This window comes from Allorhizobium pseudoryzae (assembly GCF_011046245.1).
GTDB lineage: Bacteria > Pseudomonadota > Alphaproteobacteria > Rhizobiales > Rhizobiaceae > Neorhizobium > Neorhizobium pseudoryzae.
In genome coordinates, this window is sequence record NZ_CP049244.1 from 998,071 (window position 1) to 1,018,032 (window position 19,962).

The window sequence follows — 19,962 nt, forward strand, 5'->3', positions numbered from 1 at the left end:
GAAAATTTTTTGCAGTTTGCGGGAAGGAGATTGCCATGGACCTCAAGCCGCTGCCGGGAAAACGGGCGAAGAAAAACCGACGCGTCACGCTGGACGATGTGGCGCGTACCTGTGGCGTGTCGCTCAGCACCGCCTCGCGGGCGCTGGCGGGCGAAAAGGGCGTGCGCCCGGACATCCGGGAAAAGGTCCTCGCTGCCGCCAAGCAGGTGAATTATGCCGTTCCTGCCGCTCTTGCCGGCCGCAAGGTCATCCTCGCCGCCTCCAGTGCCGCGATGATCGATTATGTCCGCAACCAGTTCACGCTCTACGTTCTGGAAGGACTGAATGAACGCGCAGCCGCACTGGGCCTGGAGATCGTAACCCGGGCTGTGACCGATCGGGCAGACGAAAAACAGCTTCTGCAGGATGCGCGCGAAGATCCGGAAACCGCGGGCCTGTTGTTCCTGACAGTGGACGATGAAGCCATGCTGGCGGCGACGCGCGATTTCCCGAAACCCGTCGTTCTGCTGAATGGCCACGATCCGCTGATGCGGCTCTCCAGTGTCACGCCCTGCAACCGGTCTGCCGCACGGCTTGCCACCGATCATCTCATTCAGCTCGGCCACCGGCGCATCCTGTTTCTCATGCGGCCCGGTCGGCGCACCATCGAGCACCGTAAGGAAGGCTGGCAAGATGCGCTGCGGCTGAAAGGGCTCGATCATTCGGAGCGGATGGTCGTCACGGTGGACGACTGGCTGCCGGAACTGGCGGCGCAGGCGATCGGGCAGAGGCTGTCGGAGAAGGGACAGGATTTCACCGCAGTCGTGACGGCGGGCGACAGTCTGGCCGTCGGTGCCATCATGGCGGTGCAGAAAGCGGGGCTATCTGTGCCTGGGGATATCTCGGTGGTGGGTATGGATGACCTGCCGCAGGCGGCCTTTGTCAATCCGCCTCTCACGACGATGCATTTGCCCATGCGCGAAATCGGGGCCGCGGCCGTCGACCTGCTGAGCGAGAGCATGGCCGGTCGCATCAGCCTTGCCCGGCGCATCGAACTCGCTTGCCATCTCGTTGACCGTGCCTCCACCGGTCGCGCGCCGGATGCGACGTAAACCCAAGATACGGTCAAGAGACTGGATGAAAAGCCATCCTGTTGTGACGCAAAAATGCGACAAAACCGGCCTTAAACGTTAGTTTAACGAAGCTCCCGCATTTTAGATTGATGTAAGTCAATTGCGCGGGGGCGCCTCATGCTTATTTTTTCTCGTTTCGGAATGGCAAAGACGGTCACCGTGACAACGATCATGATCCTGATTGTCTCATTGGCAACGGTGTCATGGGTCATTTCATCAACGATCGCCGGACGGATTCAGCAACAGGCCGTCGATAGCCAGAACACCAGCCTGCGTGTGGCGGCCACCATTGTTGAAAAGGAACTTCCCGGCACGCAGGTGACGTGGAAGAACGGCAATGTCGATCGCATTGTGGCGACGGCCATTCCGGCGAGCTTTACCGATCATTCGATGATCGACAACATCGGTCGCATGACGGGGCAGACGGCCACCATTTTCGCGTGGGATCCGCAGAACCAGGACTTCTGGCGCCGCACCACGAATATCATCAAGCCGGATGGCAACCGCGCGGTTGGAACGGCGCTCGGCAAAACGGGCGCGGTCTATCCCTTCCTCACCAAGGGGCAGGTCTATCGCGGCGAGGCGACCATTCTGGACGTGCCCTATTACACCATCTACCAGCCGATCTTCTCGCCGGCCGGCGAGGTCATCGGTATCCTCTACGCCGGTGTGCGTGCGGCCGATATCAACAGCATGGCAAGCGAGATGACCTGGGCGATCGGCATTTCCGCCGCGATCGTCCTCTGTCTGGCGGCCTTGCTGGTCGCAATGCTCACCCGCGCCGTGGTGGGGTCCCTGCCGCGGGTGACCGCTGCCGCAAAAAGCCTCGCCGCTGGCGATCTGACCACCGCCGTGCCGCACCAGACCTTCCGCAACGAGATCGGTGATCTCGCGCGTGCGCTGGAGGTGTTCCGCGAAGGGGCGCTCCAGAAAATCGCCATCGAACAGAACGCTGCCGAAGCATCGGCTGTCGGCGAACGCGAACGTGCGGAGCGCGAGGCCGCCAAGGAAGCAGAGGCACGGGCCCTCGACCAGGCGGTCGCGACGCTTGGCGACGGTCTGAAGCGGCTAAGCGCCGGCGACCTGACGGTGCGTATCGATGACGTTTTCGCAGGCAGTCTCGACAATCTGCGCGCCGATTTCAACGCGTCCGTCGAAAAGCTGGGCGTGACGATGCAGCAGTTGCGCGACGAGATCTCCGGCATCCAGTCCAGCTCCAACGAAATGTGCTCGGCAGCCGATGACCTGTCTAAACGCACAGAACAGCAGGCGGCTTCGCTGGAGGAAACATCCGCGGCGCTCGAGGAAATCACGGTGACGGTCCGGGCTTCCTCCGCCAAGGCCGATGAGGCATCGAACGTGGCCGAGACCGCCCGCAAGAGCACCGACCAGTCGTCCAAGGTGGTCTCCGATGCAATTGCCGCCATGGGCAATATCGAGGAAGCCTCGAACGAGATCTCCAAGATCATCAACGTCATCGACGAAATCGCCTTCCAGACCAACCTCCTGGCGCTGAATGCCGGCGTCGAGGCGGCGCGTGCGGGCGAAGCGGGCAAGGGGTTCGCGGTCGTTGCGCAGGAAGTGCGCGAACTGGCGCAACGCTCCGCCAACGCGGCCAAGGACATCAAGGCGCTGATCCACAAATCCGGCGAGGCGGTGGCCGGCGGCGTGTCGCTGGTCGAGCAGACCGGCAAGGCGCTGACCGACATCTCCGCGCATGTCACCACGATCAGCGACAAGATCGCCTCCATCGCCTCGGCGGCGCGCGAGCAGAGTTCGGCGCTTGCAGAAGTCAACACTGCCGTTGGCGAGATGGATCAGTTCACCCAGAAGAACGCTGCCATGGTCGAAGAAACGACGGCGGTCTCCTACCGCCTGACGGAAAGCGCTGGCACGCTGGTGTCCCTGATCGGGCAGTTCAACATCGCCGGCCAGGGCGCGCAGACAATGTCTCGCACCCAAGCACCGGCTTCTCCGGCGCGACGTTCTGCCCCCGCTTCGGCATCTGCCTCAATGGCTCCTGCATCCTCGCCCGCCCGCAACCTGATGGGCAGCGTCCGCAAGGCATTCGGTGGTGGTGGTGCCGCTGCCGCCACCAAGCAGGACAACTGGGAAGAGTTCTGAGGCACACGAACAAACAATCGAAAAAGACTCCTGCCGGACCGGCGGGAGCCTTTTTCATGCGCGTTTTTGGGGGCCCAGGTGTCAGCGCTCGTTGCTGGCGAGGGTCTGCTCGTCTTCCTTCATCTCCAGCCACATCGCATTCATCACGGCAAAGATGGCGGCCAGCGGAAGGCCGAGGATCCAGGCGAAGTACCACATCTCAAATCGCTCCTTTGTGCTTCAGTAGACGGAATGGCTGTGTTCGGTCACGTCGCTCTCCGTCACCTTGCCCCACAGCACCTTGTAGACCCAGGTCGTGTAGGCGAGGATGATCGGCATGAAGATGAGCGCGCAGACCAGCATGATGAACAGCGTCAGGTGCGAGGACGAACTGTTCCAGACGGTCAGTGACGACTTCGGATCGCTGGACGACGGCATGATGAAGGGAAACATCGTCAGCCCCACCGATGCAATCACGCCGAGGATCGACAGCTTCGAGAGGATCAGCGTCGAGACTTCGCGTCCGGCCCTGAGGCCGAGGAAGGTCAGGAGGCCGCAGCCGATCCCGAGCGCCGGGGCAATCGCGATCCACGGACGGTCCTGGTAGGCGGTGAGCCAGCTTGCCGTGCGTTCCACCTCGAAATGCAGCGGGTTCGACGGGCCGTTGGTGGCATAATCGCCAACAATGCGGAAACCCTCGATACCATAGGCGAGCCAGAGGCCGGCCGCCGCATAGGCGAGGACGGCGGCGAGGGCTGCGACGGAGCCTATGGCGCGGGCGCGGGCTTGCACGGTACCCTCCGCCTTGACGGTCAGCCAGACCGCGCCATGCATCAGCAGCATGCTGAGCGACACGACACCGGCGAGCAGCGAGAAGGGATCCAACAGGCCAATGAACTTCGTGTACCAGGCCCCTTCGTAGATGCTGTGCAGGTCATCGGTAAAATGGAAGGGAACGCCCTGGATGACATTGCCGACGGCAACGCCAAAGAGGAGGGCCGGCACGGCGCCACTGGCAAACAGCGCCCAGTCCCAGGCAGTGCGCCAGGTCGTATCATCCCGCTTGGAGCGGTACTTGAACGCGACGGGCCGGACGATGAAGGCGGCGAGAACGACGAACATCGCCAGGTAGAAGCCGGAGAAGCTCACCGCATAGAGCGGCGGCCAGGCGGCGAAGATGGCGCCGCCGCCGAGGATGAACCAGACCTGGTTGCCTTCCCAGACAGGGCCGACCGTATTGATCGCCACCCGCCGTTCGACATCCGTCTTGCCGACGAAGGGGATCAGCGCGCCGACGCCCATGTCGAAGCCATCGGTCACGGCAAAGCCGATCAAGAGGACGCCGAGCAGCAGCCACCAGGTGACACGCAGGAATTCGTAGCTCAGAAGTTCGTGCAGGATCATGATCCTTACTCCGCAGGAATGGCAGTGGGGGCCGGGCGCAAGGCCGAGGGGTTCAGGGTCTCCTGGCGTGCCTTGATCCACTCTTCGGTCTCGGCAACGTCCATGTAGGGACCCTTGCGGATGTATTTCAGCATCAGGCCCATCTCGATGATGAACAGCACCGTGTAGAAGGCAACGAAGCCCAGAATGGTGATCAGGAGTTCCGTCACCGAGAGCGAGCTCGCGGAGAGCGCCGTTGGAAGCACCCCGTCGACCGTCCAGGGTTGACGGCCGAATTCGGCGACGAACCAGCCCATTTCGGCGGCAATCCAGGGCGCCGGGATCATGGCGACGGCGACTGTCAGGGCCCAGCGCGGGTAGCGCATGCCACGGAAGGAGGCGCGGTAGAAGAAATAGGCCATGGTTGCGATGAAGCCGAAACCGAGCGCCACCATGATGCGGAAGGCCCAGAACAGCGGCCAGACATGCGGAACCGTATCATTGGCCGCCATCTTGATCTGCGCGTCGGTCGCGGTGCGCGGATCATCGACGTATTTCTTCAGAAGGAAGGCAAAACCCAGATCGTGAGAGTGGTCCTCGAAGGTCTTCATGATCTCCGCTGGTGTCGCATCCCGCTGCTGGCGAACCGTCATCAGCGCGTCATAGGCGATGAGGCCCGAGCGGATGCGGTGCTCCGCCTGCTCGACAAGTTCCTTGATGCCGGGGATTTCCGTCGTCAGCGAACGGGTGCCGATCAGGCCCATGGCGAAGGGAATGTGTACGGCGAAATGCGTTTCGCGTGCCTCCTGGTCCGGGAAGCCGAAGGCAGTGAAGGGTGCCGGCGCCGCATGGGTTTCCCACATGGCTTCGATTGCGGCGAGCTTCATCTTCTGGCTATGGGTTGCCGAATAGCCGGACTCGTCTCCGAGCAGCACGACCGAGAAGGCCGAGGCGAGGCCGAAAGCCGCCGCAACGGTGATTGAGCGGCGCGCCAGCGCATGATGGCGATCTTTCAGCAGATACCAGGCCGAGACGCCGATGACGAAGACGGAGGCGGTGACATAACCGGCGCTGACCGTATGGACGAATTTCGCCTGCGCCACTTCGTTGAACAGGACTTCGTAAAAGTCTGTCATCTCCATGCGCATGGTCATCGGGTTGAACTGAGCCCCGACCGGGTTCTGCATCCAGCCATTGGCAATCAGGATCCAGAGCGCCGAAAGGTTCGAGCCGAGGGCCACGAGCCAGGCAACCGCCAGATGCTGGACCTTGGAGAGCTTGTCCCAGCCGAAGAAGAACAGGCCGACGAAGGTCGCCTCCAGAAAGAAGGCCATCAGGCCCTCGATCGCCAGCGGCGCGCCAAAAATGTCGCCGACATAATGGCTGTAATAGCTCCAGTTCATGCCGAACTGGAATTCCATGGTGATGCCGGTGGCAACGCCAAGGACGAAGTTGATGCCGAACAGCGTGCCCCAGAATTTCGTCATCTGGCGCCAGATCGGGCGGTTGGTCATGACATAGACCGTCTCCATGATCGCGACGATGATCGACAGACCAAGCGTCAGCGGCACGAAGAGGAAGTGATACATAGCCGTCAGGGCAAATTGCAGACGTGACAGCTCAACGATGCCGATTTCCATTTTGCTTACTCCCTAGACGGAGGGCGGGCGGGCCCGTCCGTTCTGGTCAAGACTGACTTGGGGTGTAAGCTTCGCGGAGCTCTGGAACCTTGATCCTGATCAATAAGTCACATTTGGGATACGACTTATTCGAGCACGATCACGCGATCGGCCGCAGCCTTTTCGACCGCGCGGTGCGATGCCATCAGGATCGCGGCCTGTGGCAGGAAGGCCCGGATTCCGGCGAGAACCGCCGTCGCAGTCTCCTCATCCAGCCCCTCGGTCGGCTCATCCAAGAGCAGCACGTGAGGACGCCGCAGAAGCGCCCGCGCCAATGCCAGGCGCCTCGCCTCGCCGCCGGACAGGCCTTCGCCGAGATGGCCAAGACGCATGTCGAGCCCGCCCCGATCCTGCACAAGTGTTTCCAGATGCACACATTTCAGCACCGACCACAGCATCTCGTCCCGCTGGCCCGGATCGGCAAGCTGCAGCGTTTCCCGCACCGTACCGGCCATGATGGCGCTGCGTTGCGGCAGAAGCGTCAGGACCTCGCGCAACGCTGCCTCGGGCCAGAGCGGCAGGCTGCGACCAAGAACGCGGATCTCGCCGCCTGCCACGGGATAGAGTGCGGCGATGGCGAGCAGGATCGTTGACTTGCCACAGCCGCTGGCACCGGACAGCGCCACCGTTTCCCCGGCTGCGACATCCAGTCCCAGGTCCTGGATCAAACGAGCCTCGCCATCCTGCCGCGCAAGCTGGAGGTTGCGGATGGTGAGAGCCGGACCGTTATCGACATGTGGCTGCCTGTCCTCAAACGGTGCCGGCTGCTCGTCCGTCCGGGCAAGGTCGCGCCGCACCCCCCGTGCCGCTTCCGCCATCCGGCCGAGATCGCTGGCGGCGCGGCGCAAGGGCGCAACGGTTTCCGCCAGTGCGAGTGCGGCAAAGAAGGCGAGGGCTGCGAAGGCTGGCTGCAGCAGGCCCTCCTGCGCGGCCTGAAGGCCGAGCCACAGCGTGCCGGCGCCGACCACGGTCGCCAGAAGCGACAGGGCCAGACCCGTTGCCCGGTCCACCCGGTCAAGAGGAATGGCCAGTCGTCGGGTTTCCGCCGCGGTTACAGCCTCCACCTGATCCTGCAGGCGCCCATAGACCGTCAGGTCCCGCCGGCTGCGGATGAGATCGATCAGCCGCGTGCGGAAGGCCTGTGCTGCCGCCTCCCGCTGACGCGACAAGGGCGTTGCCATGACGAGGCTCGGCCAGAACACCAGCACGGCACCAGCCGTCCATCCGATCGTGACCCAGAGTGCGATGGACGGGGTGACCAGGAACCACAGCGCGATGCCGGCGATCAACTGCACCACAAGCGCCGAACAGAGCGGTAGGACCAGGCGCAGCGGCACGCCGTCCAGGGCATCGATATCCGCCATCAACCGGTTCAATGCCTGCGGCCCGCGGATCGTCTGCATCCGTTGGAGCGGAGCGGACAGAGTCCCGTGCAACAGGCGCAGCCTCAGCGTTTCCAAGGCCCGAAGCGTTGCATCATGGGTGAGTAGGCGTTCACCGTAGCGGGCGGCGGTGCGCCCGAGCGCGAGGAAACGCACCATGGCGGAGGGACGGAACACGTCGAAAACGGTGCCGAGCCCGGCAAGGCCAGCCGCAGCGGCCGCCGTGATGAACCAGCCGGAGAGGCCGAGCAATGCGACCCCCATGAGGAGCACAACAACCCCGAGCGCTGCTCCGCGAAGTAACGCAGCCCGCTGGTCTGAGACGATGATCCTGAAAATATGCCAGAGCGCGGTCATGTCCTGTCTCCGATGCGGATGATCCGGTCCATGCGCCGGGCAAGGCCCATGTCGTGGGTGGCAATCACCAGCGTTGCACCGCGTTCTGCCTCTGCCATCAGGCCTTCGGTCACGAGGCGGGCGGTCTCTGCATCAAGATCCGCCGTCGGTTCGTCCGCCAGCACCACGTCCGGACCGGAAAAGATGGCGCGGGCCAGCGTCAGCCGCCGGGCTTCGCCACCGGACAGTCCGGCGCCCCGCTCGCCCAGTCGCGTCGAAAGCCCTTTCGGCAGGCCGGCGACGACGGCATCGACCCCCGCCTGCTTCAGTGCGGCGTCGAGGTCCCCCGGCCGGCCAAGCGTCAGGTTGTGCTGAATGCTGGCGTGGAGGAAATGCGGTGCCTGCGGCATCCAGCCGAGGCGCGAGCGCCAACCGTCCGCGGTCTCGTCCGTCAGCGGCCGGCCGGCCACCGTGACCGAGCCTTCAGCCGCAGCGGCAAGCCCGGCCATCAGTCTGAGCGCAGACGTCTTGCCGGCACCGCTCGGTCCGACAAGCGCGACGCTTTCTCCGGGCGCGATCGAGATGTCCGGGAGCGGTGCCCCGGATGCGGAGACGCAGTTGCTCAGGCGGATCGATGCCGGCCCTTCGAGCGGTTCTGAGCGCTGTCCGGTGCCGGGCACGGCCGTGGTGTCATCGGCCTCCCAGGCAGCTACTTCGTCGGCGACTGCCGCCGCACCCGCCCGGTCGTGCCAGGCGGAGGCAAGGTCACGCAGCGGCTGGTAGAAGTCCGGCGCGAGAAGCAAGAGGAAGATGCCGGCCGCCGGCGAGAGCCCGGCGCCCCAGGTGCCGAAGGCGATCGTGCCGAGCAGGGTGAAGCCGACGTAAACGGCCATCATGGCGACCCCGATTGCGGCAAACAGTTCCAGCACCGTCGAGGAGAGAAAGGCGATCGCAAGCACCGCCATGGTCCGCCGGCGAAGATCTCCCGCACTCGCGGCAAAGGCTGCTTCCACTGTCTGACCGGCTCCAAGAAGGCGAATGTCCAGAAGCGCCGACAGACGTTCCACGAGCACATCGTTGATCGCGCCGATCTCGACCATCTGCCGTGCACTGGCCTCCTTGGCGGCCATGCCGACGAGCGCCATGAAGACGGGGATGAGCGGGCCGCTGATCAAGAGAATGAGGCCGGCGGCCCAGGATTGCCAGAAGGCCAGCGCCAGGATGAGCAGCGGGACGGTGGAAACACGGATCTGCGCCGGCAGATAGCGGGTGGCATAGGGCACCAGCATCTGCAGCTTCTCGGTCGCAAGCGCCGCAATCGCACCGGCGCCGCCGCGCGAACCGTCCTCGGCACGACGCGCCTCCGTGCGGACGAGCCTGTCGCGCACCTCTGCCACGACGGTATCGGCCGCCGTCTGTGCCATTGCCTCCGCCTGCCAGTGCATCAGCCCACGCAGCAGGCCGATCGTCGCAAACCCCATGGCCACGGCTGTCGCGGATACCGGCTTTCCGGTGAGAAGGCTCTCCAGTGCCTCCGCCACAAGCCAGGCCTGGATCGGCCACAACATCGAGGCGACCGCCGACAGAAGGCCCGCGCGCCGCAAAGGCTTCTGCACCGCCGTCATCAATTGGCTGAGCGGAGAGGGCCGTCTCCGCTGCTCTGCATTCCGGTGTCTGGCCACTTGCAACCTCGAAACTGGCATTTGTCATGCGAGATAAAGGGCAAAAACCATCCGCGAACTGATCTAGATCACATACGATGCGAAAACTTCCGGTCATAGGATGGTCCTGCAACCATGCGGGGAGGGGCGATGCGACTGACGACCAGAACGAACCTGGCGGTGCGGATTCTGATGATGTGCGCGGTCAATGAGGCTCGGACCGTTCGCACCGCCGATATCGCTCGCAGTTGCAATGCATCGCTCAATCACCTGCTGCACGTCGTATCCGCGCTGCAGGCGCTGGGCTTTCTGGAGACGATCCGGGGCCGCGGCGGCGGTCTGCGGCTTGCCCTGCCCGGCCATCTGATCTCGATCGGCACTGTGTTTCGCCAGTTTGAAGCCGGCGTGCCGGTGGCGGAGTGTTTTGATCCGCTGACGAATACCTGTCCATTGGCGGGTGCCTGCCGATTGAAAGCCTATATCGCGGCGGCGACCGAGGCCTTTTACCGCGAAATGGACCGCGTCTCGCTGAACGATCTGGTGGCCGGCAATTGTGGACTGGAGGCCTTGCTGAGCCTTGGTCCGCGGCTGCTCGAAGCCTGCCCGTCAGCGGTCGAGGCGTAGGGCACAACGCGTCAGCTGGACAGCAGGGTTCCGCTGCTGCGATAGAGCATGTAGGCCGCGACCACGAAGATCAGCCCGGCAAACAGGCTGTTCAACATGCCCTTGCGGGCCGAAAGATTGGCGGCCAGCAGCCCGCCCAGCAGTCCACCCAGCACGCCGCCGCCGACAAAGACGAGGGCGAGCAGCCAATCGACATAGCCGGACAAGGCATAGTTCAGGGCCGTCGTCAGACCAAACGCGGTGACGGCGACGAGCGACGAGCCAATGGCAAACAGGATCGGCATGCCGGTGGAGGCAATCAGCCCCGGCACGATCAGGAAGCCGCCGCCGATGCCGAAGAAGCCGGAGAAGATGCCGGTCAGCCCGCCGAAACCAACCACTTTCGGCGCGTTTTCCCGCGAACACTGCGCGCCCGGATTGCCTTCCGCGCCGCGTCTCTTGAACATCAGCACGCCGACTACCAGCATCAGCAGCGAAAACAGGATGAGCAGTTTCTGGCCGTCGATCATCTTGCCGAGGGTGGAGCCGACAAAGGCCCCGAGAATGCCGGCAACGCTGTAAATGCCGGCGCAGCGCCACTTCACATGGCCGGCCTTGGCATGGCTCAGCATGTTGGTAAAGGCATTGGCCGCCACCGCAAAGGCGCTGGTGCCGATCGCCAGATGCGGGTTCGGAACCCCGACCACATAGACCATCAGCGGCACGGCAAGGATCGAGCCGCCACCGCCGAACAGGCCGAGCGTGAAGCCGACGAGGCCGCCGGAGAGCGCGCCAAGCGCGTATTGCAGGGGTTCAAGCAGCATCGGGCGGCACCTGTTGCGTCACAGCGCGTTGACCGGGATCTTCAGGTACTGCACGCCGTTCTCCTCCGCCGGCGGCAGCTTGCCGGCCCGCATGTTGACCTGCACGGACGGCAGGATCAGCTTGGGCACGGACAGCGTCCTGTCGCGTTCGGTGCGCATCTGGACGAAGTCGTCCTCGGAAATGCCGTTGCGGACGTGGATATTGCCGGTGCGCTCTGCCTCCACGGTGGTTTCCCAGGCATAGACGTCGCGGCCCGGGGCCTTGTAATCATGGCAGAGGAACATCCGCGCTTCACCCGGCAACTGCATCAGGCGCTGGATCGAGCGGTAGAGCGTGCGGGCATCGCCACCCGGAAAATCACAGCGCGCCGTGCCGTAATCCGGCATGAACAGCGTGTCGCCTGGAAAGATCGCGTCGCCGACCACGTAAGCGAGGCAGGCCGGCGTGTGACCGGGAACATGCAGCACCGTCGCCTCCAGATTGCCGATGCGAAAACGGTCGCCATCCTCGAAAAGGTGGTCGAACTGGCTGCCATCCCGCTGGAATTCCGTGCCGGCGTTGAAGATCTTGCCGAAGACTTCCTGCACCCGGATGATCTCGTGGCCGATGGCAAGCTGACCGCCCAGTTCGGCCTGCAGCAGGGGCGCTGCCGAAAGGTGGTCGGCATGGGCATGCGTTTCGAGCAGCCACTGAACCTCGAGGTTCTCGGTTTTGATGTAGTCGATCAGCGCACGAGCAGAATCGGTCATCGTGCGGCCGGAGGCGGGATCGTAATCGAGCACGCTATCGACGATGGCGCAGGCTCTGGATCCCGGATCGCGCACCACGTGGCTGATCGTAAAGGTCGCCGGGTCGAAAAACGACCGGACAATCGGTTTCAGCTGTTTATCGGCCAAAGCGGCATGAATCAGTTCGGCTGCGTGTTGAAGAGCGTTGTCGGACATGGCTTCCTCCATCTCGTGATCCCATAAATACATATTTGCGTTAAATATGCAAGTGTGGAATTATGGTTTGGCAATGAGGCGCGCTTCGGTATAGGTCGCGCTTGAGCGACGGAGGGTTCTGGTTCATGCAAGTGATGGATGACGCGGATGATCTGAGGCGCGGCGCGCTGCGTCTGAACGACCGTGCGCCCGGTTTCACGGCCCGTTCGACCGCCGGTGACATTTCCCTTTCCTCCTATCGCGGCCGCTGGGTTCTATTCTTCTCCCACCCGGCGGACTTCACGGCGGTCTGCACCAGCGAGTTCCTCGCTTTCGCCAAAGCCGAAGAAAGGTTCCGCCGCCTGGATTGCGACCTGCTCGGGCTGTCGGTGGACAGTCTCTACGCCCATGTCGCCTGGCTGCAGGATATCGAACGCAACTTCGGTGTCCGTGTCGGTTTTCCGCTGATCGAGGACAGTTCCATGGTGATCGCAAAAGCCTACGGCATGCTGGACAGCACCTCGGCCAGCAGCGCCACGGTGCGCGCCACCTACATCATCGACCCGCACGGCATCATCCGCGCCATCGTCTGGTATCCCATGACGGTCGGACGTTCGGTGGACGAATTGTTGCGGCTGGTGGAGGCCTTGCAGGTCTCCGAGAGGGAGGGGGCGCTCACGCCCGAAGGCTGGCAGCCGGGCTGTGCGCTGGTCGAACCGGCGGCGCAGACGCTGGAGACGGCCCGGCAGGCCGAACCCGGCCAGGCCTGGTATTATCGGGAGCGGCGCCCATGACACCTCGTCTTCCGCTCGAGATGATGCAGGAACGGTCTGCCGAAGCGGCGGAATTCATGCGCCTGTTCAGCACCCCGACCAGGCTGATGCTGCTCTGTTACATTGCCGGGGGCGAACGGTCCGTGGGCGATATCCAGGACGAGCTTGGCTTGAAGCAGCCAGCGCTTTCCCAGCAGCTGGCCGAACTCAGGACGGCGGGCGTGGTGAAAACCAGGAGGGAATCCCGGCAGATTTTTTATTCGGTCGCCGATGATCGAGTCAGCGCCGTCATGCAGACGCTGTTTGCGCTGTTTTGCCCGCCGGATGTGCAGAAACAGGTGGTTACCAGCGAGACGTCAATGAGGGTTGCCTCAACAGGCCTAGGTTCCGCAGCTGCAGAGGCTGGCGAAAGCGCCCAGTGGGCGAGGCTTGATCCCGTATGACGAGGGGCGCGCGGTCGTCAGCCGCGCACCTTGTGTGTCACGTCCCGTCGCGCCACCGGAAGAATGCGATGCCGCCGATCCCAAGACAGAAAGCGAGTGCGACACCTGTAAGTAGCATTGGCAGTCCTCCCAAACCGCTGAAAAGCCGCGCTCCTCAACGCAGCCGCCACAGTGGTACACGCGCCAAGCGAATTGGCAAGCGAATTAGCAAATGGCAAAACTTTTAGGGAAGACCCGCCGCGGATAGGGCGGGTATCCAGCTTTGATCAGCCCGCCCGCCAAAGTTCTCCCAGCGGGCCGTCCGGCCCGAAGAGCGGGTCCGTTTCCGGTGGTGGAAGTGTCGCAATGCTGCTCTTTTGCGCCTCGGTCGGCGCGTCCGTCAGGATGTCGGCCTCCTGCCCCGGCGGATAGGCGCCGATCACCAGGAAATCAGCGGTTGCTTCCAGCCGCATGTGTCCGGTGCCGGCCGGCAGCACCAGGCAATCGCCCGCCTTCGCCTCAATGATCTTGCCCGTCGATCCGCCGATCAGAAGCCGCACATGGCCTTTGGCAATCCCCAGCACCTCGTGCGCCCGGCTGTGGTAATGCTGGTAGGGAAAAATCCCGTTTTGCCAGATGTCCTGCCAGCCGTTCTGCGAGAACCGCTCTTCGAAGGCTTCCGCCCGATGCGCATCGTCGCCCGGCAGCACGGCGCTGTAAAGCAGCACCGGAAAGACCGAATGGTTGGGTACCCAGTCGCTTGCCTCGAACATCATTGCGTCGGGCTCAGTCATTGCCTTCTCCTCATTGCCGTTGCCCTTGTTGCATCCGGCAACGGGCCCGCTGCAACAAGCCGTGGATCGGCGGGAGGTTCCAGTCTGGAGGCGACCGGCTCAGCGGCAGATTCTGCCGGCTCCTATCGCACGTCGCAAATTTTCTATAGTGACCAGTTCAGGCTGTAGATGGATTGTGCTGCAGTGCGAGATCGTTTGAAATATTATTTCTGTTTTCCTGTCATATTTTTACAGATCGGAAAGTCTCGTAATTTTTCCGAAGAATTCACGCGCAACGGGCAAGCCCGCGCCTTTACAAGGCGCCCCTAAAGGATATGAGGGAGGCACTGCTGCGCGTACTTTCCCGCGAATTTGGACGGGTTTGCGGCGCAAAGGCGGTGGTGGCAGGATGTTGTGCAGGGGAAAGCGAGAGAAAAAACAATCTTCTCTCCCCAACATCTGCTATCTGCAAACCGAACACGGAGCGACGTCGGACGAATCCATGTCGCACCTATGGGAGATAACAATGAAATACAAATTTGGCTTTGCTGCGGCACTTCTCGCGGCGTCCTTCCTGTCGACCGCCGCGAGCGCAAAGACGTTCGTGTTCTGCTCTGAAGGTTCTCCGGAAGGTTTCGATCCGGGCCTTTACACCGCCGGCACCACGTTTGATGCGTCTGCGCATCCGGTCTACAGCCGCCTGCTGGAGTTCGAACCCGGCACGACGAAGCCGGTTGCCGGACTTGCGGAAAGCTGGACCGTTTCGGACGATGGCAAGGAATATACCTTCAAGCTGCGCCCGGGCGTCAAGTTCCACACAACGGAATTCTTCACGCCGACCCGCACGCTGAATGCCGATGACGTGGTGTTCTCGATCGATCGCCAGATCAACAAGGACAACCCGTGGCACCAGTATGTTGCTGGCACGTCGTGGGAATATGCCGCCGGCATGGGTTTCCCGGAACTCATCAAGTCGGTCGAGAAGGTCGATGACCTGACGGTCAAGTTCGTGCTGAACCGTCCGGAAGCGCCGTTCCTCGCCAACCTCGCCATGCCGTTCGCGTCGATCATGTCGAAGGAATATGCCGACAGCCTGGACAAGGCCGGCAAGAAGGAACAGCTGAACCAGATGCCGCTCGGCACCGGTCCGTTCTCCTTCGTCGGTTACCAGCAGGATGCGGTTATCCGCTACGCCAAGAATGCCGATTACTGGGGCGGTGCGCCGAAGATCGACGATCTGGTCTTCGCCATCACCACCGATGCCGCCGTCCGTTACCAGAAGCTGAAGGCCGGCGAATGCCACCTGATGCCGTATCCGAATGCCGCCGACGTGCAGTCGATGAAGTCGGACTCCAACCTGAAGGTGATGGAACAGGAAGGCCTGAACGTCGCCTACCTCGCCTACAACACCACCCAGGCGCCGTTCGACAAGCCGGAAGTGCGCAAGGCGCTCAACAAGGCGATCAACAAGAAGGCGATCGTCGAGGCCGTGTTCCAGGGCATGGCAACACCGGCAACGAACCCGATCCCGCCGACCATGTGGTCCTATAACAAGGACGTCAAGGACGACGCCTACGATCTCGACGCCGCAAAGAAGATGCTGGCGGATGCCGGCGTAAAGGATCTGTCGATGAAGATCTGGGCCATGCCGGTTTCGCGTCCCTACATGCTGAACGCCCGTCGTGCAGCCGAGATCATGCAGGACGACTTTGCCAAGATCGGCGTCAAGGTCGAGATCGTTTCCTACGAATGGGCAGAATATCTGCAGCGTTCGAAGGCCAAGGATCGTGACGGTGCCGCCATGCTCGGCTGGACCGGCGACAACGGCGATCCGGACAACTTCCTTGACACCCTGCTCGGTTGCGATGCCGTCGGCGGCAACAACCGCGCCCAGTGGTGCAACAAGGAGTTCGACGCTCTCGTGAAGAAGGCCAAGGTCACCTCCGACCAGGCAGAGCGCACCAAGCTCTATGAAGAGGCGCAGGTCATCTTCAAGAAGGAAGCGCCCTGGGCCACGCTCGACCACTCCCTGTCCGTCGTTCCGATGCGCAAGGAAGTGACCGGCTTCGTCCAGAGCCCGCTCGGCGACTTCACCTTCGAGAACGTCGATATCGCCGAATAATCGGCCATTATGACGCATGACAGGCCGCGGAATGGTGACATTCCGCGGCTTTTCCTCAAAGATCGATGCTCGCGGAAGGGCATGATCCAAGGTCTGGCAAAGTCCCGGCATGTCTTGTGTCGGCCAGAACCAGCCTTCAGAAAAACAACAGGTCCACCATGTTTGGCTTCCTCTTGCGGCGTCTCGCCGTGCTGATCCCGACGTTCATCGGGGTCTCCATCATCGCGTTTGCCTTCATCCGGCTGCTTCCGGGCGATCCGGTGGCGCTTTTGTCCGGCGAACGGGTCATGTCGCCGGAACGGCATGCGCAGATCAGTGCGCAGCTCGGCCTCGACCGGCCGATGGTAATTCAATATTTCGATTATCTGGGCGGCGTGCTGACCGGAGATTTCGGCTCCTCGATCGTCTCGAAAACGCCGATTCTGAAGCAATTCTGGGCGCTGTTTCCGGCGACCGTCGAACTTTCCTTCTGCGCCATCCTGATCGCCGTGGTCATCGGCATTCCGGCCGGGGTGATTGCCGCGATCAAGCGCGGCTCGGTGGTTGACCAGTCGATGATGGGTGTCGCGCTCGTCGGCTATTCCATGCCGATCTTCTGGTGGGGCCTGCTTCTCATCATCCTGTTTTCCGGTATCCTGCAATGGACGCCGGTCTCGGGCCGCATTTCGCTGATGTATTTCTTCAAGCCGGTCACCGGCTTCATGTTGATCGATTCGCTGATCTCCGGCCAGAAGGGCGCCTTCTCCTCGGCCGTCAGCCACCTGATCCTGCCCTCCATCGTGCTTGCGACGATCCCGCTCGCGGTGATCGCCCGCCAGACGCGGTCTGCCATGCTGGAAGTGCTGTCGGAGGACTATATCCGCACGGCGCGCGCCAAGGGACTGTCGCCCTTCCGCGTCGTCAGCCTGCACGCGCTGCGCAATGCCATGATCCCGGTCATCACCACGATCGGCCTGCAGATCGGCGTGATGCTGGCTGGCGCGATCCTGACGGAAACCATCTTTTCCTGGCCGGGCATCGGCAAGTGGATGGTGGATAGCGTTTTCCGCCGCGATTATCCGGTCATCCAGGGCGGCCTGCTCCTGATCGCCGGCATCATCATGGTGGTGAACCTGATCGTCGACCTGCTCTACGGTCTCGTCAACCCGCGTATCCGCCACTAAGAAGGAGAAAATCCCATGGCAGACACAGCCAAGACCCAGGCGGTCAGCAACGCGGCGCTTCGCCGCCAGATGCTCGCCGAATTCTGGTTCTACTTTTCCGAAAACCGCGGCGCCGTCATCGGCCTGTTCGTGTTCATCGCGCTTGTCATCGTGGCGGTCTTCGCTTCGATCATCGCACCGCATTCGCCCTTCGAACAGTATCGCGATGCCGTTCTGGTGCCGCCGGTCTGGCTGGAGGGTGGCCGCGCCACCTATCTGCTGGGCACAGATGCGGTGGGACGCGATATCCTGTCGCGCCTCATCTACGGCGCGCAGTATTCGCTGTTCATCGGCCTGTTCGTCACCACGCTGTCGCTGACCGGCGGCATCCTGGTCGGCCTGATCGCCGGTTATTACCGCGGCTGGGTCGATACGGTGATCATGCGCCTGATGGACATCATCCTCGCCTTCCCGTCGCTGCTGCTTGCTCTCGTGCTGGTCGCGATCCTCGGCCCCAGTCTCACGAACGGCATGATCGCGATTGCGCTGACGCTGCAGCCGCATTTCGTGCGCCTGACGCGCGCCGCCGTGATGGCGGAACTGACGCGCGATTACGTGACGGCCGCCCGTATCTCCGGCGCCGGCCCGTTCCGTCTGATGTTCCGCACCATCCTGCCGAACTGCACCGCACCGCTGATCGTCCAGGCGACGCTCTCCTTCTCGAACGCGATCCTCGATGCCGCAGCGCTCGGCTTCCTCGGCATGGGCGCCCAGCCGCCGGCACCGGAATGGGGCACGATGCTGGCCGAAGCGCGCGAATTCATCCTGCGCGCCTGGTGGGTGGTGACCTTCCCCGGTCTTGCCATTCTCATCACCGTGCTGGCGATCAACCTGATGGGTGACGGCCTGCGCGACGCGCTCGACCCGAAAATGAAGAGGTCCTGATCATGGCGCTTCTTGAGATTGAAAACCTGACCGTCCAGTTCGAAACCGCCAGCGGCTGGTTCAAGGCGGTCGATGGCGTGTCCCTCTCGGTTGATGAGCGGGAAGTGCTGGCGATCGTCGGCGAAAGCGGCTCGGGCAAATCCGTGTCGATGCTCGCCGTGATGGGGCTTCTGCCCTGGACGGCGAAGATCACCGCCGACAAGATGTTGTTCCAGGGCCGCGATATCCGCGCGCTCTCCGATGGCGAACGGCGCAAGCTGATCGGCAAGGACATGGCGATGATCTTCCAGGAGCCGATCGCCAGCCTCAATCCGTGCTTCACTGTCGGCTTCCAGATCGAGGAAGTCCTGCGCATCCACATGGGGATGGGCAAAAAGGAACGGCGTGCCCGCGCGATCGAGCTCTTCACCCAGGTCGGCCTGCCGAACCCGGCAGAAAGGCTCAACCACTTTCCGCACCAGATGTCGGGCGGCCAGTGCCAGCGCGTGATGATCGCGATTGCGATTGCCTGTAATCCGAAGCTGCTCATCGCCGACGAGCCGACGACCGCCCTCGACGTGACGATCCAGAAGCAGATCCTGGATCTCCTGATGTCGCTGCAGGTCAAGTACGGCATGGGCCTGATCATGATCACCCACGACATGGGTGTGGTGGCGGAAACCGCCGACCGCGTCATCGTGCAGTACAAGGGCCGCAAGATGGAAGAGGCCGATGTGCTGTCGCTCTTCGAGGCGCCGAAGAACGCTTACACGCGGGCACTGCTGTCGGCCCTGCCGGAAAACGCAACGGGTGATCGGTTGAGTACGGTCTCGGACTTCATGACGGCGGACGAACTGGCCGGAGGCGCACGATGACGGCGACGACAAACAACGCGGTTCCCATGCTGGAAATCCGCAACATCAAGCAAGATTACCACGTCTCGCAGGGGCTCTTTAAGCCTGAGAAGGTGGTGCATGCGGTGAAGGGCGTGTCCTTCCAACTCGATGCCGGCAAGACGCTCGCGATCGTCGGCGAAAGCGGCTGCGGCAAGTCAACGCTGGCTCGCATTTTGACCTTCATCGACGAGCCGACGGCGGGCGAACTGCTGATCGAGGGCAAGACGGTCGATACACGGCCCGGCCACCTCACGGCCGAAATGCGCCGCAAGGTTCAGATCGTCTTCCAGAACCCCTATGGCTCGCTCAATCCACGCCAGAAGATCGGCGATGTTCTGGGCGAACCGCTGGCGATCAACACGAAGATGTCGGCGGCGGAACGCCGCGAGCGGGCGACCGACATGCTGGTCAAGGTCGGTCTCGCCCCGGAGCACTACAATCGTTATCCGCACATGTTCTCGGGCGGCCAGCGCCAGCGCATCGCGATTGCCCGGGCACTGATGCTCAACCCGAAACTTCTGGTGCTGGACGAGCCGGTCTCGGCGCTCGATCTGTCGGTGCAGGCCCAGGTGCTGAACCTGCTCGCCGACCTGCAGGAAGAGTTCGGCCTCACGTACGTGTTCATCAGCCACGATCTGTCGGTGGTCAAATACATCGCCGACGAGGTGATGGTGATGTATTACGGCGAAGCGGTCGAATACGGTTCGCGCGAAGAGGTCTTTGCTGATCCGAAGCACGAGTACACGCGCACCCTGTTTGCCGCGACGCCGCGCGCCGACGTCGAATCCATCCGCGCGCGCCTCGCCCGCAAGCAGGCCGTCGCCTGATCGTCGGCGAGCTGTAGCTTCTACTCCCTCTCCCCGCGAGCGGGGAGAGGGCTGGGGTGAGGGGCAATGAGCTGGC

General features: G+C 62.8%; 18 protein-coding genes. 10 read left to right on the forward strand and 8 right to left on the reverse strand.

Features of this window, described 5'->3' with window-relative positions; all coding sequences use genetic code 11:
- Positions 1 to 35: 35 nt before the first annotated feature.
- Both G6N78_RS23475 and G6N78_RS23480 read left to right on the forward strand, forming a co-directional pair.
- Entirely contained in the window at positions 36 to 1,091 is a 1,056-nt protein-coding gene (locus G6N78_RS23475; protein WP_165224648.1) for a LacI family DNA-binding transcriptional regulator, read from the forward strand.
- Positions 1,092 to 1,229: 138 nt separating this feature from the next.
- Complete coding sequence (locus tag G6N78_RS23480) at positions 1,230 to 3,236, forward strand: methyl-accepting chemotaxis protein (protein ID WP_165224651.1); 2,007 nt, start codon at positions 1,230 to 1,232, stop codon at positions 3,234 to 3,236.
- An 81-nt stretch (positions 3,237 to 3,317) separates the two neighbouring features.
- On the opposite strand, the gene cydX is transcribed toward G6N78_RS23480, so the two are convergent.
- From cydX to cydD, 5 genes are all read right to left on the reverse strand, one after another.
- Positions 3,318 to 3,434, reverse strand: coding sequence for a cytochrome bd-I oxidase subunit CydX (gene cydX, locus G6N78_RS23485; RefSeq protein WP_165224654.1), 117 nt, complete (start codon positions 3,432 to 3,434; stop codon positions 3,318 to 3,320).
- A 21-nt stretch (positions 3,435 to 3,455) separates the two neighbouring features.
- Positions 3,456 to 4,619, reverse strand: a complete 1,164-nt coding sequence (gene cydB, locus G6N78_RS23490) for a cytochrome d ubiquinol oxidase subunit II (RefSeq protein ID WP_165224657.1) — start codon at positions 4,617 to 4,619, stop codon at positions 3,456 to 3,458.
- 5 nt (positions 4,620 to 4,624) lie between these two features.
- Entirely contained in the window at positions 4,625 to 6,238 is a 1,614-nt protein-coding gene (locus tag G6N78_RS23495) for a cytochrome ubiquinol oxidase subunit I (protein WP_165224660.1), read from the reverse strand.
- Between the two features lie 125 nt (positions 6,239 to 6,363).
- Positions 6,364 to 8,016, reverse strand: a complete 1,653-nt coding sequence (locus tag G6N78_RS23500; protein ID WP_165224663.1) for an amino acid ABC transporter ATP-binding/permease protein — start codon at positions 8,014 to 8,016, stop codon at positions 6,364 to 6,366.
- Positions 8,013 to 9,620, reverse strand: coding sequence for a thiol reductant ABC exporter subunit CydD (gene cydD / locus G6N78_RS23505; protein WP_165224666.1), 1,608 nt, complete (start codon positions 9,618 to 9,620; stop codon positions 8,013 to 8,015). Before cydD ends, G6N78_RS23500 begins: the two co-directional genes overlap by 4 nt.
- Positions 9,621 to 9,806: 186 nt before the next feature.
- Between cydD and G6N78_RS23510 the strand changes: the two genes are divergently transcribed.
- Positions 9,807 to 10,280, forward strand: a complete 474-nt coding sequence (locus G6N78_RS23510; RefSeq protein WP_165224669.1) for an RrF2 family transcriptional regulator — start codon at positions 9,807 to 9,809, stop codon at positions 10,278 to 10,280.
- Between the two features lie 11 nt (positions 10,281 to 10,291).
- On the opposite strand, the gene G6N78_RS23515 is transcribed toward G6N78_RS23510, so the two are convergent.
- Entirely contained in the window at positions 10,292 to 11,083 is a 792-nt protein-coding gene (locus G6N78_RS23515; RefSeq protein WP_165224672.1) for a sulfite exporter TauE/SafE family protein, read from the reverse strand.
- Between the two features lie 18 nt (positions 11,084 to 11,101).
- Complete coding sequence (locus G6N78_RS23520) at positions 11,102 to 12,028, reverse strand: MBL fold metallo-hydrolase (RefSeq protein ID WP_234906027.1); 927 nt, start codon at positions 12,026 to 12,028, stop codon at positions 11,102 to 11,104.
- Positions 12,029 to 12,153: 125 nt separating this feature from the next.
- Here G6N78_RS23520 and G6N78_RS23525 point away from each other — a divergent pair, with 125 nt between their 5' ends.
- Positions 12,154 to 12,801: a peroxiredoxin gene (locus G6N78_RS23525; RefSeq protein ID WP_165224677.1), complete on the forward strand. Its 648-nt coding sequence runs from the start codon at positions 12,154 to 12,156 to the stop codon at positions 12,799 to 12,801.
- Positions 12,798 to 13,223, forward strand: a complete 426-nt coding sequence (locus G6N78_RS23530) for an ArsR/SmtB family transcription factor (RefSeq protein WP_165224680.1) — start codon at positions 12,798 to 12,800, stop codon at positions 13,221 to 13,223. The genes G6N78_RS23525 and G6N78_RS23530 overlap by 4 nt, the downstream gene beginning before the upstream one ends.
- 266 nt (positions 13,224 to 13,489) lie before the next feature.
- On the opposite strand, the gene G6N78_RS23535 is transcribed toward G6N78_RS23530, so the two are convergent.
- Positions 13,490 to 13,996, reverse strand: coding sequence for a cupin (locus tag G6N78_RS23535; RefSeq protein WP_165224683.1), 507 nt, complete (start codon positions 13,994 to 13,996; stop codon positions 13,490 to 13,492).
- Positions 13,997 to 14,501: 505 nt separating this feature from the next.
- Here G6N78_RS23535 and G6N78_RS23540 point away from each other — a divergent pair.
- From G6N78_RS23540 to G6N78_RS23560, 5 genes are all read left to right on the forward strand, one after another.
- The gene (locus G6N78_RS23540; protein WP_165224686.1) at positions 14,502 to 16,097 is read left to right on the forward strand and encodes an ABC transporter substrate-binding protein; all 1,596 of its coding nucleotides are present in this window, start codon (positions 14,502 to 14,504) and stop codon (positions 16,095 to 16,097) included.
- Between the two features lie 158 nt (positions 16,098 to 16,255).
- Positions 16,256 to 17,260 carry an ABC transporter permease subunit gene (locus G6N78_RS23545; RefSeq protein ID WP_165224689.1) on the forward strand — a complete coding sequence of 335 codons (1,005 nt, stop codon included), beginning with the start codon at positions 16,256 to 16,258 and terminating at the stop codon, positions 17,258 to 17,260.
- A gap of 15 nt (positions 17,261 to 17,275) precedes the next feature.
- Positions 17,276 to 18,184: an ABC transporter permease subunit gene (locus tag G6N78_RS23550; protein WP_165224692.1), complete on the forward strand. Its 909-nt coding sequence runs from the start codon at positions 17,276 to 17,278 to the stop codon at positions 18,182 to 18,184.
- 2 nt (positions 18,185 to 18,186) lie between these two features.
- A complete protein-coding gene (locus G6N78_RS23555) occupies positions 18,187 to 19,038 on the forward strand; it encodes an ABC transporter ATP-binding protein (protein ID WP_165224695.1) in 852 nt (283 codons plus the stop codon).
- Entirely contained in the window at positions 19,035 to 19,886 is an 852-nt protein-coding gene (locus tag G6N78_RS23560) for a dipeptide ABC transporter ATP-binding protein (RefSeq protein WP_165224698.1), read from the forward strand. Before G6N78_RS23555 ends, G6N78_RS23560 begins: the two co-directional genes overlap by 4 nt.
- Positions 19,887 to 19,962 lie beyond the last annotated feature (76 nt).

Excerpts from the sequence above, each read along its gene's own strand:
- G6N78_RS23500 (WP_165224663.1), bottom strand. The coding sequence starts at position 8,016 with ATGACCGCGCTCTGGCATATTTTCAGGATCATCGTCTCAGACCAGCGG.
- G6N78_RS23545 (WP_165224689.1), top strand. The coding sequence starts at position 16,256 with ATGTTTGGCTTCCTCTTGCGGCGTCTCGCCGTGCTGATCCCGACGTTC.
- G6N78_RS23515 (WP_165224672.1), bottom strand. The coding sequence starts at position 11,083 with ATGCTGCTTGAACCCCTGCAATACGCGCTTGGCGCGCTCTCCGGCGGC.
- cydB (WP_165224657.1), bottom strand. The coding sequence starts at position 4,619 with ATGATCCTGCACGAACTTCTGAGCTACGAATTCCTGCGTGTCACCTGG.
- G6N78_RS23530 (WP_165224680.1), top strand. The coding sequence starts at position 12,798 with ATGACACCTCGTCTTCCGCTCGAGATGATGCAGGAACGGTCTGCCGAA.
- G6N78_RS23560 (WP_165224698.1), top strand. The coding sequence starts at position 19,035 with ATGACGGCGACGACAAACAACGCGGTTCCCATGCTGGAAATCCGCAAC.
- G6N78_RS23555 (WP_165224695.1), top strand. The coding sequence starts at position 18,187 with ATGGCGCTTCTTGAGATTGAAAACCTGACCGTCCAGTTCGAAACCGCC.
- G6N78_RS23520 (WP_234906027.1), bottom strand. The coding sequence starts at position 12,028 with ATGTCCGACAACGCTCTTCAACACGCAGCCGAACTGATTCATGCCGCT.
- G6N78_RS23495 (WP_165224660.1), bottom strand. The coding sequence starts at position 6,238 with ATGGAAATCGGCATCGTTGAGCTGTCACGTCTGCAATTTGCCCTGACG.
- G6N78_RS23475 (WP_165224648.1), top strand. The coding sequence starts at position 36 with ATGGACCTCAAGCCGCTGCCGGGAAAACGGGCGAAGAAAAACCGACGC.
- cydX (WP_165224654.1), bottom strand. The coding sequence starts at position 3,434 with ATGTGGTACTTCGCCTGGATCCTCGGCCTTCCGCTGGCCGCCATCTTT.
- G6N78_RS23535 (WP_165224683.1), bottom strand. The coding sequence starts at position 13,996 with ATGACTGAGCCCGACGCAATGATGTTCGAGGCAAGCGACTGGGTACCC.
- G6N78_RS23550 (WP_165224692.1), top strand. The coding sequence starts at position 17,276 with ATGGCAGACACAGCCAAGACCCAGGCGGTCAGCAACGCGGCGCTTCGC.
- G6N78_RS23525 (WP_165224677.1), top strand. The coding sequence starts at position 12,154 with ATGCAAGTGATGGATGACGCGGATGATCTGAGGCGCGGCGCGCTGCGT.
- G6N78_RS23480 (WP_165224651.1), top strand. The coding sequence starts at position 1,230 with ATGCTTATTTTTTCTCGTTTCGGAATGGCAAAGACGGTCACCGTGACA.
- G6N78_RS23540 (WP_165224686.1), top strand. The coding sequence starts at position 14,502 with ATGAAATACAAATTTGGCTTTGCTGCGGCACTTCTCGCGGCGTCCTTC.
- cydD (WP_165224666.1), bottom strand. The coding sequence starts at position 9,620 with ATGACGGCGGTGCAGAAGCCTTTGCGGCGCGCGGGCCTTCTGTCGGCG.
- G6N78_RS23510 (WP_165224669.1), top strand. The coding sequence starts at position 9,807 with ATGCGACTGACGACCAGAACGAACCTGGCGGTGCGGATTCTGATGATG.